This window comes from Roseateles agri (assembly GCF_034043675.1).
Classification (GTDB): Bacteria; Pseudomonadota; Gammaproteobacteria; order Burkholderiales; family Burkholderiaceae_C; genus KK5.
On record NZ_JAXCLA010000001.1, the window covers coordinates 678,032 to 692,995 of the forward strand.

Genomic DNA, 14,964 nt, shown 5'->3' on the forward strand with positions numbered 1-14,964 from the left:
CGCATGAAAAGACATTGGGCCAAGCTGGCAGCGATCGGCGGCGGCACAGCTGCCGCGCTGGTGCTTGCGCTGGACCTCGCCTTCCCGCTGCCGCGGATGGCAAGACCCGACCCCGGGCCCGGCCAGTCCACGTTGGTCGTGCTGGCCGCGGACGGCACCCCACTGCGGGCCTGGGCCAGCGAAGACGGGGCGCTGCGGCATCCGGTCACGCTGGCCGAGGTGTCGCCGCTGTACCTGCAGGCACTGCTGAACTACGAAGACCGGGCCTTCCGCTGGCATCCCGGCGTCAACCCGAAGGCGCTGGCGCGCGCGGCCTGGCAATGGGCGCGGCACGGCCACATCGTCTCGGGCGGCTCCACGCTGACGATGCAGGTGGCGCGCATCGTCGACCCCGGCGTGCAGGGCAAGAGCGTCGGTGCCAAGCTGCGCCAGATCCTGCGCGCGCTGCAGCTGGAACTGCACCTCAGCAAGGACGAGATCCTCACGCTGTACCTGAACCAGGCGCCGATGGGCGGCATGATCGAAGGCGTCGAGATGGCGAGCCGCGCCTACCTCGGCAAGCCCGCCAAGGACCTGAGCCATGCCGAGGCGGCGCTCCTGACCGCGATGCCGCAATCGCCCTCGCGGCTGCGCCCCGACCGCGCCGCCGCCCGGGCCCAGGCGGCGCGCGACAAGGTGCTGGACCGCATGCAGACGCGCGGCGTCTGGGATGCCGCGACGGTGAAGGACGCCAAGCTCGAACGGGTCTTCGCCCCGCCCCTTCGGGCGCAATGGCTCGCCCCGCTGGCCGCCGAGCGGCTGCGCCAGCAGCGCCGGCCGGACGAGGACGCGCTGATCCGCACCACGATCGACGCCGGCCTGCAGATGCGCCTGGAGCAGGTGCTGGCCGACCGCATCGGCGTGCTGCCGGTCAAGGTGTCGATCGCCGCGCTGATCGTCGAGAACGAGCACGCCGAGATCCGCGCCTACGCCGGCTCGGTCGACTTCGGCGACGCCAGCCGCGCCGCACATGTCGACATGGTGCGCGGCCTGCGCTCGCCCGGCTCGACCCTGAAACCGTTTCTCTACGCGATGGCGCTGGACCAGGGCCTGATCCACTCGGAGAGCCTGCTGATCGACGCGCCGCAGAACTTCGGCGGCTACGCACCCGGCAACTTCCAGGCCGATTTCTCCGGCCCGGTCAGCGTCAGCGAGGCGCTGCAGCGCTCGCTGAACGTGCCGGCCGTGGACGTGCTGGAACGGCTCGGCCCGGCGCGCTTCGCCGCGCGGTTGCGCACGGCGGGTCTGCGCCTGCGCCTGCCGCAGGACGCCCAGCCCAACCTGAGCCTGATCCTGGGCGGCGGCAGCACGAACCTGGAGGAACTGGTCGGCGCCTACACCGCCTTCGCACGACGCGGCATCGCTGTGCGACCCCGGCTGCGCGAGAGCGAGCCGCTGGTCGAGACGCCGCTTGTCAGCGAAGGCGCGGCCTTCATCGTGCGCGAGATCCTCGAGAACGGCGGCCGCCCCGGCGCCCCCTTCCGCGAAAGCGAGCAGCGCATCGCCTGGAAGACCGGCACCAGCTTCGGCTTCCGCGATGCCTGGGCCGTCGGCGTGACCGACCGCTACACCATCGGCATCTGGATGGGCCGCCCCGACGGCACGCCCAACCCCGGCCACTTCGGCGCCAACAGCGCCGCCCCACTGATGAAAGACATCGCCGCCACGCTCGGCCCGCAACAACTGGCCCCGCGCCGCGTGCCCGCCACCGTCAAGGCCGTGCCCGTCTGCTGGCCGCTGGGCCTGGCCGAGAACCTCACCGCCCCTGCAGAGTGCCTGCAGCACCGCCTGGCCTGGACCTTGGACGGCAGCACGCCGCCCACGCTGCCCGACCGCCTCAGCGGCACCGGCCTGATCGACGTCGCCTGGGTCGACCGGCAGGGCCGCCGCACGCGGCCGGATTGCGCGGCTGCCAGCGTCGAACCCGAACGCGTTGAATTCGCCCGCTGGCCCACGCTGGTGCAGCCCTGGATCGAGCCGGACGAACGCAGCCCCGTCGAACGCCTCGCCTGGTCCGGCGACTGTGCGCCACGCACCGCGACGCAAGGCCTGCGCATCGTCGGTCTGGAACCCGGCTCGGTGCTCCGGCCCGCGCCGGGGCATCGGCAGGTGGAGCTGGCTCTGCAGGCGGTCGGCGCGCAGCAGGGGCTCAGCTGGCTGTTGAACGGACAGGCAGTGGGCGGGGTCGGCGCGAACGGCGGCGGGCCGCTGAAGCTCACGCTGGCGCGTGCGGGATCGCAGTCGCTGACGGCTCTGGACGGACGCGGGCGCTATGCGCAGGTGAAGTTCAGTGTGCAGATGCCATCGGCGCCATGACACCAATCTCCCTCCGTGCACGCCTGACATTTGCCCTGCTTGGCGCAGCGACATTCACCCCTGCCCACAGCGCAACAAGGTGCGCGCCCGGATTTGTGGAGTTCATTTCCAAGTTCGAGCGCGGCGTCATCGACCAGACCGAGCACACGAAATTTCCGTTGCGCTATTCGCTGCTGGACAGCGACGGTCCGGAACTCACACGCAAGGTGCTCTGGCTCGATCAAAGTCGTGCGGCGACGTTCGAATCGTTCCCCAGCCCGGAAGATCAGGCTCGCCTCCACGTTAAACGAGCATTCGTCAGGGACAAAACGGGCCGCTGCGCAGTCAAGCTCAATGTCGAGAACTCCGACATATACGCCATGACTTTCACGTTTGCGAGATGGAACAAGACGTGGCGTCTTGTGGAGATCGATGATGATTCATTGTGAGAACTCACTCGACCTATCGAATCTCTCGACCGAAGGCATCCCGCTCATTGCTTGCTTTCGAAGCCACCCGTTGAATTTCGCATGAGGCCGCAGGATCACAGATAGGCCGTCGCTGCGGCCTCGTCCGCTCAAGTCCCACGGCCAGATTCAGTTCGGCCATAGCGTGCCAGCGCCACGTGCACAATCGTCCGCATGAAGTCGAACATCACCATCGATCGCCCCCAGAGTCTGGGAGAGGAAATTGCCAATGCTGTCAGCCATGGCCTGGGCGCGGCACTGGCGGTCGCTGCGTTGCCCATTCTTGTGTACTTCGCTGCGACCCATGGAACGGCCATCAACGTGGTCGCCGTCTGCCTGTTCGCCGCGACGATGATCCTGCTGTATTCCGTGTCTGCGCTCTATCACGCGCTGCCACAAGGGACCGCCAAGCGCTGGCTCAACCGCCTGGATCATTCAGCGATCTACCTGTTCATCGCAGGCAGCTACACGCCCTTCGCGCTCGGCGTCCTGCGCGGTGGATGGGGCTGGACCTTGTTCGGCCTCACTTGGGGAATTGCCGCCATCGGGGTCGCGGCGAAGCTCTTCAATCGACTGAGCCATCCCTATTGGTCGACGGGCTTGTACGTCGCCATGGGTTGGATCGTTCTGGTCGCCCTGAAGCCTTTGCTGGCAGTGATGCCTTCGCAGGGCATGGCCTGGCTGGTCGCAGGCGGCGTTGCCTATACCGCGGGGGCGGCGGTCTTCCTGCTGGACAACCGCATTCGCTACGCGCATGCGGTGTGGCATCTGTTCGTCATGGCCGGAAGCCTCTGCCATTTCTTCGCCGTGCTGTGGTACGCGATCTGAAGGCGAGCCCTCGGCATATCCGGCCCTAGAGAGGTGACCTCGAGATGCTCCACAACGCCCGAATGACATCTCGCCCCGACGGAGACTTCGTCGTATTCCTCATCGGCATGCGCATCAACAAGCCGCTGCACGTCCACAAATGGCTGCCGGTTGCCCAGGCCATGCCCCGGATGCTGAAGGAGCTTTATCGGCAGCCTCAGCTCGGCCTGCTCAGCCACGAGATGTGGTTCTCGAAGACGATCATTCTGGTGCAGTACTGGCGGAGCATGGACCTGCTATTGGACTATGCCAAAGCCCGGTCATCAGAGCATCTCCCGGCTTGGCAGCGTTTCAACAAGGCCATCGGCACCGATGGCGCCGTGGGGATCTGGCATGAGACCTACAAGGCCGCCGCCGGGACGTACGAGAACGTCTACGTCAACATGTCCCCGTTTGGCCTAGGCAAGGTGGGACCGCTGGTGGAGGCACGAGAGGGCCTGCAATCGGCCACGAGCAGAATGAATGCCGGGTGATTGCAGTCAGGCGCATCCCGTAGAACGCATCGCGCTGCGCACAACGCCACCATGAATCCCCATGTCGAAATCCTGGCTCGGTTCTTCGCTGCCTTCAATCGCAACGACATGCACGCGATCACGCGGGACTTCGATCCGGCGATCGTTCGAATCGAGCCCGAAGGTTTTCTGACCGCGGGAATCTATCCACCGGTCCCTGAGCATCTTTCTGCGGCGGGCTTCCGAAAACATGCATATGCTTCATCACATCTCCTTCGCCGTCACCGACATTGAGCGCGCCGCGAAGTTCTACGACAAGACATTGGCGGCGCTCGGATACGTGAGAGTCTTCGAAGACTTGTGTCCGGGAGACGAAGACCAGGCCGTCGGCTATGGTCTTGAAGGACAAGGTGACAAGTTCTGCATCAAGCAGGCGAGCAGATCTTCAGCCAGCGAAGGCCACGGCTTTCACCTTGCATTCGCGGCACCGGATCGAAACTCGGTGCATGAGTTCCACAGGCAGGCGTTGCTGAATGGGGGCACTGACAACGGCGGCCCCGGACCCAGGCCCGACTACGGCCCGAACTACTACGCCTGCTTCGTCATCGATCCGGACGGTCATCGCATCGAGGCGGTTATCAACAGCGCGGGCTAGCATTTCGTTCAATCGGAATACCTGCACTGCTCCGCTCGCAAGGATTGATAACCATGTATCGCAGAACAGCTTGGCAACTTCTCGCTCTCGGCATCACCGGCTGCGCCGTCGACCACGGACCGCTTCGACTGCCCGACCCGCGACCGCTGATCACACCCCAGCCGGGCAAGGCAGTTTTGTATCTGCTGAGAATTCCCCGCGAACCGCTCGATCTTGTCGTCAGTGTCGACGGCGTCCGGACTGCGCTACTGAGCACGGAGACCTTCACTGCCATTGCACTCGAGCCTGGGCAACACGAGTTGCTGGCGACTTCACCAAAGACGTCCACTCCATCGGCTCCGGCGGTAGTCAGGCTGGCCGCGGGTGAACGTCGGTTTCTCTATTCTTCTGTGCCATCCAAGAGCTCCGTCAGCACCGGCTTCGGGCCAACGGGAGCGGGAATCGTACCGATATTTACGCCCACGGAGACTCCGATCGGGGCTCGACGATGGACGGAGATGAGTGAGTTCGGCGCGCAGGGAATGATGTCCGTGCTTCAACCCATCGGCGCGGAAGCAAATGCGCCATAAACTGCACCGTCGTGGACTATGAACGGTCGGTCATCCCGCGAACCGCCTGGGAAGTTGACGGCCCTGTTGCTCATCGCGGGCTCGTTCATACCTTTGCTATTTCTGCATTGGGTTGTGGCTGACTACATCGACTCCCGGCTATCGCGGGAATGGCCGATGACGACGGTCTCTCGGATTGAGGCCGCGGTGGTCAAGGGCCATGGGCGAAGCAGCGGAAGGTACTTCCTGGAAGTCGTCTATCGATACCAAGTCGTAGATCAGGAGTTCGTCGGATCTCGACTCGCCTTTGGGGATCGCTGGAGCGGGGACGAACACGAATTGCAGGCGATGGCGGCCGGCATGACCGTTGGCATTCCTGTCCGATACGACCCGACATCCCCTCAGTCGTCGGTTCTGCTACCGGGGCGCCTATCGCCAGGCTTCCTGTCTCATGGGCCGCCCTTTCTGATCGGATTTCTCTTCTTCTTTTCCATGGGCATCTTCTTGTATCGACGCGCCGCAAAGGGCAACGTGGTCAGTGTTTAGCGTTCGCACGCGAGGACCGACCCGATGACCAACATCGAAGCCCTGACACGCTTCTTCGCCGCCATCAATCGCAACGACATGGATGCGATCACGCGGGACTTCGATCCGGCGATCGTTCGCGTCGAGCCCGAAGGCTTTCCAACCGCCGGCACCTATCGCGGCATCGCCGAGGTCCAAGAGCACGTTCGCAAGGGGCGTGGGACTTGGGCTGAGGGAACTTGCGAGCCCGAGCGTTACCTGGTCAACGGAGACAAGGTCGTCGTGTACCTGCATGCCTGGGTGCGCCTGCACGGCGAGACCGAGTGGATGGGCGGGCGGTTTGCCGATGGCTTCGTGTTCCGCAACGGCAGGATCACGGAGTACCTGTCCTTCGGCGAACGGCAGGACGCGCTCAAGTGGGCGGGCGTCGACGATCCCGTAGCAGCTTAGGGCTCCCGCAACACAGCGTAGCGGCGGCCACACTTATGCTTCGCTTATCCCCCAAGGGCTACCGTCGGCTTGCCATCGCAAGTACTGCGGTTGTGAACTTTGGAGATCGCTGATGAGTCAAGCAGGACGCTATTGGTTTCCGATGAAGAGATACGGCTGGGGCTGGGGCCTTCCGCTCGTCTGGCAGGGATGGGTGGCGTTGGCCTTGTACGTCGCGCTCGTCGTCATCGGCGTCGCCATCTTCCCGCCGGCTACGCATCCCGAGGGTTTCGCCACCGTCGTCCTTGGCTGCACCGCTGCCTTCGTGGGCGTGTGCTATCTCAAGGGCGAACCACCAAGATGGCGCTGGGGTGACTGAGGCCCTCGATCCTTTCGACCTGCAGCGTTTCGTCGACGCGCAGGCTCGCAACTACGAGGACGCGCTGGCCGAGTTTCGGGCGGGACGCAAGACGACGCACTGGAGCTGGTACGTGATCCCGCAGTTGGCCGGCCTGGGCACGAGCCCGATGGCCAAGCGCTATGCGGTCCAGTCGCTGGATGAGGCAAAGGCCTATCTCGCGCACCCGCTGCTCGGCGCGCGGCTGCGCGAGTGCGTGGCGGCGATGAACGCGCTCGATGCGGGCACCTCGGCCGAGCAAGTGCTGGGTGGCATTGATGCGCGCAAGTTCCAGTCTTGCCTGACCCTGTTCGATTGCGCAGCCGGCGGTACGGAGCCGTTGTTCCGCACCGCGCTGGACAGGTTCTACGACGGTCAGCCGGACGACGCGAGCCTGCGCCTGCTCGTCAGTGCGGCGCCTTCCCCGGGCTCCCCAGCGCCGCGCTGAAAGCCTGCTCCAGTTCGTGCTCGTTGCTGCTGATGGCCGACAGCGCCAGCTGGTAGGCGGCCAGCGCCTTCAGGAATGCCGGCTGGTCGACCTTGCCGAGCTTGGCATCCACACTGACGTTCTGGATCTGCCCCGGCCAGTTGCCGAGCGCGAAGGTCGTGAGGATCGTCTGCATCGTGTCGCGCTGCGCGCTGTAGCCCTCGGAGAAGCGCCGCACGAGCGCCGGGTCCAGGTAGCTGAGCGCCTGGCTGGCGATCGCGGCGTCCCAGGCGTCGCGCCGCAGCACCGGGGTCGCCGCGCCGACATGCACAGCCTTGAGTCGCTCGGCAAATGTCGCCAGCGAGTCGTCCTTCTGCTGCACGTCGCGGATCACCGCCTCCTGGATCGCCTGCAACTCGGTCAAGCGCTGGCGGTTCTGTGCCAGCGTCTCGCGCGCCTGCTGGAGGTTGGCTTGCAGTTCCTCCTCGATGTGCTCGGTGGCCTGATGCGCCAGATGGTTGTGGTGGATCGTTTCCACGCCCTGCTCGATCCCGATCGCGGTGAGGATGCCCAGCACGATCATCAGGTAGTGGGTTCCGAATTCCTTCAGGGTCTGCGGGGCGTGGCCCGGCGGCTCGACGTGCATCGTGAATGATCCCGTGCTAACGCTGAAATTCAGCGTGCCGGATCTTACGGGCAGCCGTCAGCGCCGCGCCTGGATCACCTTCCACCCATTGCCCGACGGATCGCGGAAGCCCGCGTCGACCGTGCCGTAGCGCTCCGTCGGCTCCTGCGTGAACTCCACGCCGTGGGTGCGCATGCGCTCGCAGGCGGCGCGGCAGTCGTCGACCTGCAGCACCAGCGGCGGCATCGCGCCCTTGGCGACCATCTGCTGCAGCGTCTGTGTGGTGGCCTCGTCGTGCAGCGGCGGGCCGGGGCGGAACAGGCCGAGCTGGAAGTCGGGCTGGTCGGGGTGGCGCACGGTGAGCCAGCGGTAGTCGCCGTTGCGCACGTCGGTGTGTACCTGGAAGCCCACGCGCTCGGTGTAGAAGGCCAGTGCCTCGTCCTGGTCGCGGACGTAGATGCCTGCCACTTGAATGCCCTGAGTCGTCGCTTGAGTCATCGTCGTTTCTCCTTCGTCGTTGTGTTGTCGATGGAGTTCATTGTTTCGGCCTCGCCGTTGCGGCGCTTCTCCGAAACTGCTGTCGTCAGGTCGGGCCGCTGCGCCGCGCTGAGCAGGCAGCCGGGCATGCGGCCGAAGTCGTGCACCAGCGCGGCGAGCTGCTCGCGCTCGCGCAGCTCGCCGGGGCTTTCTCCGGTGACGTCGCGGAACACGCGGCCGAAGGTGCCGAGGCTGGCCCAGCCGGTCTGGAAGGCGATCTCGGTGATCGGCAGCGCGGTCTCGCGCAGTAGCAGCTTGGCCCGCTCGATCCGGCGCGTCAGCAGGTAGCGGTGCGGCGGCAGGCCGAAGGCCTGGCGGAACGAGCGGGAGAAGTGCGCCTCCGACACGCCGCTGACGCTGGCCAGCCGCGCCACCGGCCAGGCCTCGTGCGAGGCGGCGTCCATGCGGTCCTTGGCGCGCAGCAGGCGGCGCAGCACTTCGGGCGATGGCGAGGACGGGGTTTGCAGCTTCGTGCTCACGGCGGCGAAGTATGCCGCCCGTGCGGCAGCTGCCGTCGAAGCGTCGCGTTAGGCCCGTATGATCGACTGCCCTCCCCCGTGCAGCCGAGACAAGATGAGCCCCCGTTTCCTCGCCCGTCGCAGGCTGCTGGCCAGTGCCGCGCTGGCCCCCGTGGTCGGCATGGCCACGGAGGACAAGCCGCTGCGCGTGATCTACCCGCGCATGCTGGAGCGGCCCGAGCAGGCCTTCGGCTACCGCGTGCTGGGGCTGGCGCTGCAGCACGCGGGCCAGCCCTATGAGCTGCAGGTGGGCGATGCGCTGATGTCCAACAAGGCGGCCTGGCAGGCGCTCCAGCAGGGCCGGGTCGACGTGGTAGACAACTCCAGCGCGGGCCGCTCTCCCGAGCGGGTGGACCTGGTGCCGGTGCCGATCGACTTCGGCCTGGCCGGCTGCCGGATGCTGCTGGGCCGGCGCGAGGTGCTGCATCGCCTGCGCGGCGTGCGCCGTGTCGAGGACCTGCGCGGCTTCGTGTTCGGCCAGGGCTTCGACTGGACCGACGGCCGCATCCTGCGCAACGCGGGCCTGCGCGTCGAGGAGGCCGATTTCTCCAGCTTGCTGCGCATGCTGCAGGGGCGGCGCTTCGACCTGCTGCCGCTGGGCTGCGACGAAGCGCACGCGATCCTGGAGCGCGAGCGGGATCAAGCGCCGGACGTGCAGGTCGACGAGGGCGTCGGGCTGTTCTACCCCTATCCCCGCATCTTCTTCCTGACCCGCGGCAACACGGCGCTGCAGGCGGCGCTGCTGCGCGGCCTGAAGGCGGCGCGCGAAGACGGCTCGCTGGCGGCGCTGCTGGAACACACGCCGGGCATCGGCCCGGTGCTGACGGGCAAGCGCCCCCTGCCGAAGACGCTGATCGGCCTGCCCAATCCCTGGCTGCCGGCCGAGCTGCGCGGCCTGGCGCCGGAGCAGTACCACCCGGCGCTGCGCGCGACGCTGCGGGCCTTGCAGCAGCCGACGCAGGGCTGAGGGCCGATGCGCCGGCGCGACTTCGCCGCGTTGTCGCTCGCACTGTCGGGCGGCGTACTGCGCGCGGCACCTCCTGCAGCACCGTCTGCCGCCCAGGCGCCGCTCGTCGTCCGCTACCCGAACATCAACGGCATGGGCCCGCGCGGCCTCGGCTACCGCATGCTCGATCTGGCCCTGTCCGGCTGCGGCAGGGCCTACCGGATCGAGCTGCTGCCCGATGCGGCCAATCCAGCGCGCGTGCGCGCGCTGCTGGAGAACGGCGAGGCCGATGTGATCGACTTCGGCAGCACGCCGGAGTTCGAGCAGCGCTACGCCCCCATCTTCCTGCCGATCGACCGCGGGCTGAACGGCTGGCGCCTGCTCGTGATCCGCCGGGCGGACCGCGCTGCCTTCGAGAACGTGCGCTCGATCGACGAGCTCCGCCGCTTCGTCGCCGGCCAGGGCCTGGGCTGGCCCGACGCCGAAATCCTGCGCCACGCGGGGCTGAACGTGCGCACCTTCCCGCAGCTCGACTCGCTGTTCCACAGCCTGGAGGCCGGCCGCTTCGACTACCTGCCGCTGGGCATGGACGAGGCCTACGACCTGATGCGCCGCTACGCCTCCGCACCGGACACGTTGGAGGTCACGCCGGGCGTCGCCATCGTCTACCCCTTCGGCCGCCTTTTCTTCACGCGCAAGACGGACACCGTGCTGCACGACTTGATCGACACCGGCCTGCGCAAGGCCTTCATCAGCGGCCGCGCGCAGCAGTTGCTGCTCGCCGACCCCGGCTACGCCGAGGCGGCCAAGCGCGGGGCGGCGGCGCTGAAGCTGCGGATCGACAACCCGGACCTGAGCCCCGAGTTCCGCGCGATTCCGCAGGCCTACTTCCTGCGCTGAGCCAGGCTCAGCCCCGCAGCAGCTCGGCCAGCGCCTTCGCGTCCAGCACTGACGCCTCTTCCTGGCCTTCCAGCACGCCCTCGGCCAGGCCGCGCTTGTCGCGGTGCAGCTCGATGATGCTCTCCTCGATCGAGCCGGCGGTGACGAGCCGGTAGACCGTCACCGGGCGCTGCTGGCCCATGCGGTGCGCGCGGCCGGTGGCCTGGTCCTCGGCGGCGGGGTTCCACCAGGGGTCGACGATCAGCACGTAGTCGGCCATCGTCAGGTTCAGGCCGAAGCCGCCGGCCTTCAGGCTGATCAGGAAGACCTCGCCCTCGCCGCGCTGGAAGGCCGCGACGCGCTTCGTGCGCTCGGCGGCGGGCGTGCTGCCGTCGAGGTACTGGTAAGGCAGGCCGATCGCGTCGAGCCGCTCGGCCAGCAGGCCCAGGTAGTCGGTGAACTGGCTGAAGACCAGCGCCTTGTGCGAGCCGTCCACCAGCTCGCGCACGATGCGTTCGAACTCGGCCAGCTTGCTGCCGACGAGGCCCAGCTCCGGCGCGACGAGGCGCGGGTCGCAGGCCGCGCGGCGCAGCCGCATCAGCTCGGCCAGCACCTGCATCGGCGCGGGCTGGCCGTCGGCATCGACGACCGCCTCCTGCGCGCTGCGGCGCAGCGCCTCGAGGAAGTGCTTCTCCTCGAGGCTCGGCTGCACCAGGTGGACGATCTCGGTGCGCGGGGGCAGGTCTTGCAGCACCTGGGACTTGGTCCGCCGCAGCAGGAAGGGCGAGACCAGCCGGCGCAGGCGCTGGCGGGCGGCCGGGTCCTGCTGCCGCTCGATCGGCGTGGCGAAGCGCTCGGCGAACTGGGCCGCCGTGCCGAGCAGGCCCGGGTTGATCAGGTTCATGATCGACCACAGGTCCGACAGCCGGTTCTCGACCGGCGTGCCCGACAGCGCCAGCCGGAAGCCGGCCTTGAACTCGGCCACCGACTTGGCGCGCTTGGTCGCCGCGTTCTTCAGCGCCTGCGCCTCGTCCATCACCAGCGTGCCCCAGTCCAGCGGCGCGAACAGCTCGGCGTCGATCTGGGCCAGCGCGTAGGAGGCGATCAAGACGTCGCCCGGGCCCATGCGCTGGATCTGGGCGGCGCGGTCGGGCTCGTCGCCGTAGAGCGTGGCGCGCAGCCCGGGCGCGAAGACGCCGCATTCGGCCAGCCAGTTGCCGCACACCGAGGTCGGCGCCAGCACCAGCGCGGGGCCGGTATCGGCGCGGGCCACCAGCAGCGCCAGCGTCTGCACCGTCTTGCCCAGGCCCATGTCGTCGGCCAGGCAGGCGCCGAGGCCGGCGGCGGCCAGGCGGCTCATCCAGCAGAAGCCCTCGGCCTGGTAGCTGCGCAGCTCGGCGCGCAGGCCGGCGGGCACCTGGGGGCGCAGCGCGCCGGCTTCGGCCAGCGCATCCATGCGCGCCAGCCAGGGCTTGTCGCCTTCCAGCGCCATGCCGTCCAGGGTGTCGTCCAGCCACGAGGCGGCGGCCAGCGGGAGCTGCAGCTGATCCTTGCGCGCGACAGCCAGCGCATCGAGGTCACGCAGCTGCTGGCGCAGCTGTTCGCTGAGCGCGAGGTAGTCGCCCTCGCCCATGCGGACGAAGCGGCTCTTGGAGTCGCGCGCGAGCTTGATCAGCTGCTGCAGGTTCAGCACGCGCTGTTCGTCGACGGCCAGTTCGCCGTCCACCGCCAGCCAGTCGCGCCCACTGCTGACGTTGACGCTCAAGGCTGCGCTCTCCACCGGCTTCACCCGCAGCGGTTTGCCCTTGGGCCAGTCCAGCGCGGCGACGCCGGGCAGTGCGGGCAGCAGCTCGACGGCGCGCAGCGCCTCCTCGGCATCGGCCAGCAGCCAGGCCGACGCGGGCGCCTGCTCGGGGTCGAGAAAGGGCAGCGCCTCGATGACCGCGCGGCGGTGCTCGCGTTCCGCGGCCAGGTCACGCTCGGTCGCCAGGCTCAGGCCTTCGTGCATGCACATCAGCCGGGCACGACCCTGCCCCGGCGTGACGGCCGGGCCGAAGTTGCCGAAGGGCTGCGCCACCAGCTGCAGCTGCAGGCCGTCGCCCAGCGGCACCAGGCGCGCATGCAGGCGGTTGTCGCCCGGCACCTGCTGGCCGGCCGCGGCATCGCTGTGCAGCTGGAAATGGCCGCTGAGCACCTGCAGCGCGGCACCCAGCTCGGCCGTGGCGTCCGCGGGCACGGACCAGCCCTGGGCGACCAGCTCGGCCACGCGGCGCTGCGCGGGGCCGATGCGGATCAGCCGCGCCTGCTGCGGCCCGTCGCGCACGATGCGGAAGGCGTTGCGCTTCTCGGCCTCGTTCTCGTCGCGGCCGGGGAAGTAGCTGAGCGACATCGGCGCGGTGGCGATCAGCGGCGGCTCGATGCGGAAGACGAACTGGTCCTTGCCCCCATTGCCGTCCTCATCGCCCGGGCGGCGCTGCACCTCCAGCTCCGGCTGCGCCTCGCTCAGCTCGACCCAGACGCCCGGCGCGTCGGCGAACATCACGGCCGGGTGGCCCACCAGCGCCTGCGCGGCCGATGCCACGTCCAGCTGCCAGCTGTTGACGCCGCCCCAGGGCGCCCGCTCGATGTGGCGCAGCACGGCGTTGTCCTGCGGTGTTGCGCCGCCGGCGCCCTTCTTCAGCTTGGACAGCGAAATGGGCTTGAACTTCGCCGCGCCGCGGGTGCCGGTGCTGCGCTCCAGCGGCTCCAGGTCGAGCACGCGGTGCTCGCCGTCCAGCGTCAGCTGCCAGGCCAGGTCGAGGCTGGTGGCCTTGCCGGGCAAGGTCTGCCCCTCGTCGCCCAGCGCGGCGATGGCGGCCAGCGCATCGCGCCAGGGCTCGCGCTGCGCCCCCAGGAAGCTCACCGGCGGCGCATTGCCGTGCAGGTCGATCGCCAGCGGGCCGAGTTCCAGCCGCTCGGCCGCCTGCGCCAGCAGGGCCGCGTGCCACAGCTGTTCGGCCCGCACGAGCCGCTCGCCCAGTTGCTGCACCATCGCGTGGTCCCAGCCGGGCGCGGGCTTGCCCAGCCAGGCGGCGAGCAGCAACAGGTCGGCCACCAGCTCGGTGATCGCCTCGCGCGACTCGAAGCCGCTCTGGAAATCGAACAGGCCCGGCTCCAGCGCCTCCTCACCCAGGCGCACGCCGATCACGTGGGCCCACAGGCCCCAGCGCTCGCGCGGCGATGGGTTGCGCGAGCCGGACTCGCCGATGCTGTACTTGCGCGCCGCCAGCCAGGCCTTGGGATCGGGCTGGGCCAGCAGGCTGACGAGATAGAGGCGCGACACCTCGGGCCGCAGCGCGCCGCGGCGCGAGCCGCCGAGCTGGCGTGCCTGCTTCAGTGCCGCCTCGAAGCTCGACGCGGCGGTAACCCACTCGCCGCGCTGCGTGCGTTCCGCCGCATCGATGATGGCTTGCAGCGGGCCTTCGATGCCCTGCATCAGCGTGCGCGCGCCGGGCAGGTCCAGCGCCAGCAGGCTGGCCTCGGCCAGCCGCGTGAGCAGGGCCGGCTGCAGCGATTCGGGCCGCGACTTCGCAAGCTCGTGAAGCCAGCGGCGCACCGGCACCAGCCGCGGGTCGCCGGGCGGCAGCAGGTCCAGCGCCTGGCTCAGCGTCTCGTCTCGCAGCTCGGGGTCCATCGCCTCGACGGCGCGCGGCATCCACGGGTGCAGCAGCACGTCGACCAGCTCCGGCGGCGTGCCGACCGGGTGAGCGCTCTGGGCGATGCGCTGGCGCAGCGTCGGCCCGTCGACACGGGAGTACAGCATCAGGCGCAGCAGCGCCAGGCGCTCGGCCTCGCCGCGGTAGCTCATCCAGTAGGGCAGCCGGTCCTCGGGCCCGTGGCCGCCGCCGATCAGGTTGCCCAGCAGCAGCCACCAGCGCTTGGCCTCGGGTCGCAGCAGCAGGGTTTCCAGCCGCTCGGCATGGTCGGCCAGGTCGATCTCGTAGGTACCGCTGGTGGTGTTGTAGGCGCGCCCCTGGCGCACCAGCTCGCGCAGGCAGGCCGTGACCTGGGCCGAGCGCAAGGGCTTGCCGCTCTCCTCGCTGCGCACTTCCACGGCTTCCAGCCACAGCGCGAGGCCGGCGGCGCCGCGGATGCCGCCGATCAGCAGCAGCGCATCCTGCACCGCCTGGAGATCGGCCTCCGGCGGCGGCGCCACGCTCGCCGGTGCCGGCGCGTCCTCGGCGTCTTCGCCGCGCAGGCGGCGCAACTCGGCGAGCAGTTCCTCGCGCGTACCCAGCTGTCGGCCTCCCAGCGTCGTGAAACCGATCGGCGATTTGCCTTCCTTGCTACTCATGGCCGGCAGTATGCCGCCGGCACCA

Annotated in this window: 16 protein-coding genes; 11 read left to right on the plus strand and 5 right to left on the minus strand. The window is 68.7% G+C overall.

Going from position 1 to position 14,964, the window contains the following annotated elements; translation table 11 throughout:
• Positions 1-3: 3 nt before the first annotated feature.
• The 4 genes from pbpC (at position 4) to SNE35_RS02985 (ending at position 4,141) form a co-directional block, all read left to right on the plus strand.
• Complete coding sequence (gene pbpC / locus SNE35_RS02970) at positions 4-2,355, plus strand: penicillin-binding protein 1C (protein WP_320421334.1); 2,352 nt, start codon at positions 4-6, stop codon at positions 2,353-2,355.
• Entirely contained in the window at positions 2,352-2,783 is a 432-nt protein-coding gene (locus SNE35_RS02975; RefSeq protein WP_320421335.1) for a hypothetical protein, read from the plus strand. The genes pbpC and SNE35_RS02975 overlap by 4 nt, the downstream gene beginning before the upstream one ends.
• A 192-nt stretch (positions 2,784-2,975) precedes the next feature.
• Positions 2,976-3,629, plus strand: coding sequence for a PAQR family membrane homeostasis protein TrhA (gene trhA, locus SNE35_RS02980; RefSeq protein ID WP_320421336.1), 654 nt, complete (start codon positions 2,976-2,978; stop codon positions 3,627-3,629).
• Positions 3,630-3,673: 44 nt separating this feature from the next.
• A complete protein-coding gene (locus tag SNE35_RS02985) occupies positions 3,674-4,141 on the plus strand; it encodes a DUF4188 domain-containing protein (protein WP_320421337.1) in 468 nt (155 codons plus the stop codon).
• Between the two features lie 6 nt (positions 4,142-4,147).
• Here the strand turns inward: SNE35_RS02985 and SNE35_RS02990 are convergent, their stop codons facing one another.
• Positions 4,148-4,372: a hypothetical protein gene (locus tag SNE35_RS02990; protein WP_320421338.1), complete on the minus strand. Its 225-nt coding sequence runs from the start codon at positions 4,370-4,372 to the stop codon at positions 4,148-4,150.
• Between the two features lie 4 nt (positions 4,373-4,376).
• Between SNE35_RS02990 and SNE35_RS02995 the strand changes: the two genes are divergently transcribed.
• From SNE35_RS02995 to SNE35_RS03015, 5 genes are all read left to right on the plus strand, one after another.
• Positions 4,377-4,775, plus strand: coding sequence for a VOC family protein (locus tag SNE35_RS02995; protein WP_320421339.1), 399 nt, complete (start codon positions 4,377-4,379; stop codon positions 4,773-4,775).
• 725 nt (positions 4,776-5,500) lie between these two features.
• Positions 5,501-5,869 (plus strand): DUF3592 domain-containing protein, encoded by a 369-nt coding sequence (locus SNE35_RS03000; RefSeq protein WP_431312701.1) that lies wholly within the window; start codon positions 5,501-5,503, stop codon positions 5,867-5,869.
• Between the two features lie 24 nt (positions 5,870-5,893).
• Positions 5,894-6,298 carry a nuclear transport factor 2 family protein gene (locus SNE35_RS03005; RefSeq protein ID WP_320421341.1) on the plus strand — a complete coding sequence of 135 codons (405 nt, stop codon included), beginning with the start codon at positions 5,894-5,896 and terminating at the stop codon, positions 6,296-6,298.
• 112 nt (positions 6,299-6,410) lie between these two features.
• The gene (locus SNE35_RS03010; protein ID WP_320421342.1) at positions 6,411-6,656 is read left to right on the plus strand and encodes a hypothetical protein; all 246 of its coding nucleotides are present in this window, start codon (positions 6,411-6,413) and stop codon (positions 6,654-6,656) included.
• Positions 6,649-7,122 (plus strand): DUF1810 domain-containing protein, encoded by a 474-nt coding sequence (locus tag SNE35_RS03015; RefSeq protein ID WP_320421343.1) that lies wholly within the window; start codon positions 6,649-6,651, stop codon positions 7,120-7,122. The genes SNE35_RS03010 and SNE35_RS03015 overlap by 8 nt, the downstream gene beginning before the upstream one ends.
• On the opposite strand, the gene SNE35_RS03020 is transcribed toward SNE35_RS03015, so the two are convergent.
• Genes SNE35_RS03020 through SNE35_RS03030 form a run of 3 tightly spaced genes read right to left on the minus strand, consistent with a single transcriptional unit; the run spans position 7,082 to position 8,742 of the window.
• A complete protein-coding gene (locus tag SNE35_RS03020) occupies positions 7,082-7,747 on the minus strand; it encodes a hypothetical protein (RefSeq protein ID WP_320421344.1) in 666 nt (221 codons plus the stop codon). The two genes, SNE35_RS03015 and SNE35_RS03020, sit on opposite strands and share 41 nt — an antisense overlap.
• A 57-nt stretch (positions 7,748-7,804) precedes the next feature.
• Complete coding sequence (locus tag SNE35_RS03025; protein ID WP_320421345.1) at positions 7,805-8,224, minus strand: VOC family protein; 420 nt, start codon at positions 8,222-8,224, stop codon at positions 7,805-7,807.
• The gene (locus SNE35_RS03030; RefSeq protein ID WP_320421346.1) at positions 8,221-8,742 is read right to left on the minus strand and encodes an AraC family transcriptional regulator; all 522 of its coding nucleotides are present in this window, start codon (positions 8,740-8,742) and stop codon (positions 8,221-8,223) included. The genes SNE35_RS03025 and SNE35_RS03030 overlap by 4 nt, the downstream gene beginning before the upstream one ends.
• A 94-nt stretch (positions 8,743-8,836) precedes the next feature.
• Between SNE35_RS03030 and SNE35_RS03035 the strand changes: the two genes are divergently transcribed.
• Together SNE35_RS03035 and SNE35_RS03040 are read left to right on the plus strand one after the other, a co-directional pair.
• A complete protein-coding gene (locus tag SNE35_RS03035; protein ID WP_320421348.1) occupies positions 8,837-9,748 on the plus strand; it encodes a hypothetical protein in 912 nt (303 codons plus the stop codon).
• A gap of 6 nt (positions 9,749-9,754) precedes the next feature.
• On the plus strand, positions 9,755-10,627 hold the full coding sequence (locus SNE35_RS03040; RefSeq protein ID WP_320421349.1) for a hypothetical protein: 873 nt from the start codon (positions 9,755-9,757) through the stop codon (positions 10,625-10,627).
• Positions 10,628-10,634: 7 nt separating this feature from the next.
• Here SNE35_RS03040 and SNE35_RS03045 read toward each other — a convergent pair whose 3' ends face one another.
• The gene (locus SNE35_RS03045) at positions 10,635-14,939 is read right to left on the minus strand and encodes a DEAD/DEAH box helicase (RefSeq protein WP_320421350.1); all 4,305 of its coding nucleotides are present in this window, start codon (positions 14,937-14,939) and stop codon (positions 10,635-10,637) included.
• Positions 14,940-14,964: the final 25 nt, after the last annotated feature.

Excerpts from the sequence above, each read along its gene's own strand:
- SNE35_RS03045 (WP_320421350.1), bottom strand. The coding sequence starts at position 14,939 with ATGAGTAGCAAGGAAGGCAAATCGCCGATCGGTTTCACGACGCTGGGA.
- pbpC (WP_320421334.1), top strand. The coding sequence starts at position 4 with ATGAAAAGACATTGGGCCAAGCTGGCAGCGATCGGCGGCGGCACAGCT.
- SNE35_RS03040 (WP_320421349.1), top strand. The coding sequence starts at position 9,755 with ATGCGCCGGCGCGACTTCGCCGCGTTGTCGCTCGCACTGTCGGGCGGC.
- SNE35_RS03035 (WP_320421348.1), top strand. The coding sequence starts at position 8,837 with ATGAGCCCCCGTTTCCTCGCCCGTCGCAGGCTGCTGGCCAGTGCCGCG.
- SNE35_RS03010 (WP_320421342.1), top strand. The coding sequence starts at position 6,411 with ATGAGTCAAGCAGGACGCTATTGGTTTCCGATGAAGAGATACGGCTGG.
- SNE35_RS02995 (WP_320421339.1), top strand. The coding sequence starts at position 4,377 with ATGCTTCATCACATCTCCTTCGCCGTCACCGACATTGAGCGCGCCGCG.
- SNE35_RS03005 (WP_320421341.1), top strand. The coding sequence starts at position 5,894 with ATGACCAACATCGAAGCCCTGACACGCTTCTTCGCCGCCATCAATCGC.
- SNE35_RS03025 (WP_320421345.1), bottom strand. The coding sequence starts at position 8,224 with ATGACTCAAGCGACGACTCAGGGCATTCAAGTGGCAGGCATCTACGTC.
- SNE35_RS03020 (WP_320421344.1), bottom strand. The coding sequence starts at position 7,747 with ATGCACGTCGAGCCGCCGGGCCACGCCCCGCAGACCCTGAAGGAATTC.
- SNE35_RS02975 (WP_320421335.1), top strand. The coding sequence starts at position 2,352 with ATGACACCAATCTCCCTCCGTGCACGCCTGACATTTGCCCTGCTTGGC.
- SNE35_RS02985 (WP_320421337.1), top strand. The coding sequence starts at position 3,674 with ATGCTCCACAACGCCCGAATGACATCTCGCCCCGACGGAGACTTCGTC.
- SNE35_RS02990 (WP_320421338.1), bottom strand. The coding sequence starts at position 4,372 with ATGTTTTCGGAAGCCCGCCGCAGAAAGATGCTCAGGGACCGGTGGATA.
- SNE35_RS03000 (WP_431312701.1), top strand. The coding sequence starts at position 5,501 with ATGACGACGGTCTCTCGGATTGAGGCCGCGGTGGTCAAGGGCCATGGG.
- trhA (WP_320421336.1), top strand. The coding sequence starts at position 2,976 with ATGAAGTCGAACATCACCATCGATCGCCCCCAGAGTCTGGGAGAGGAA.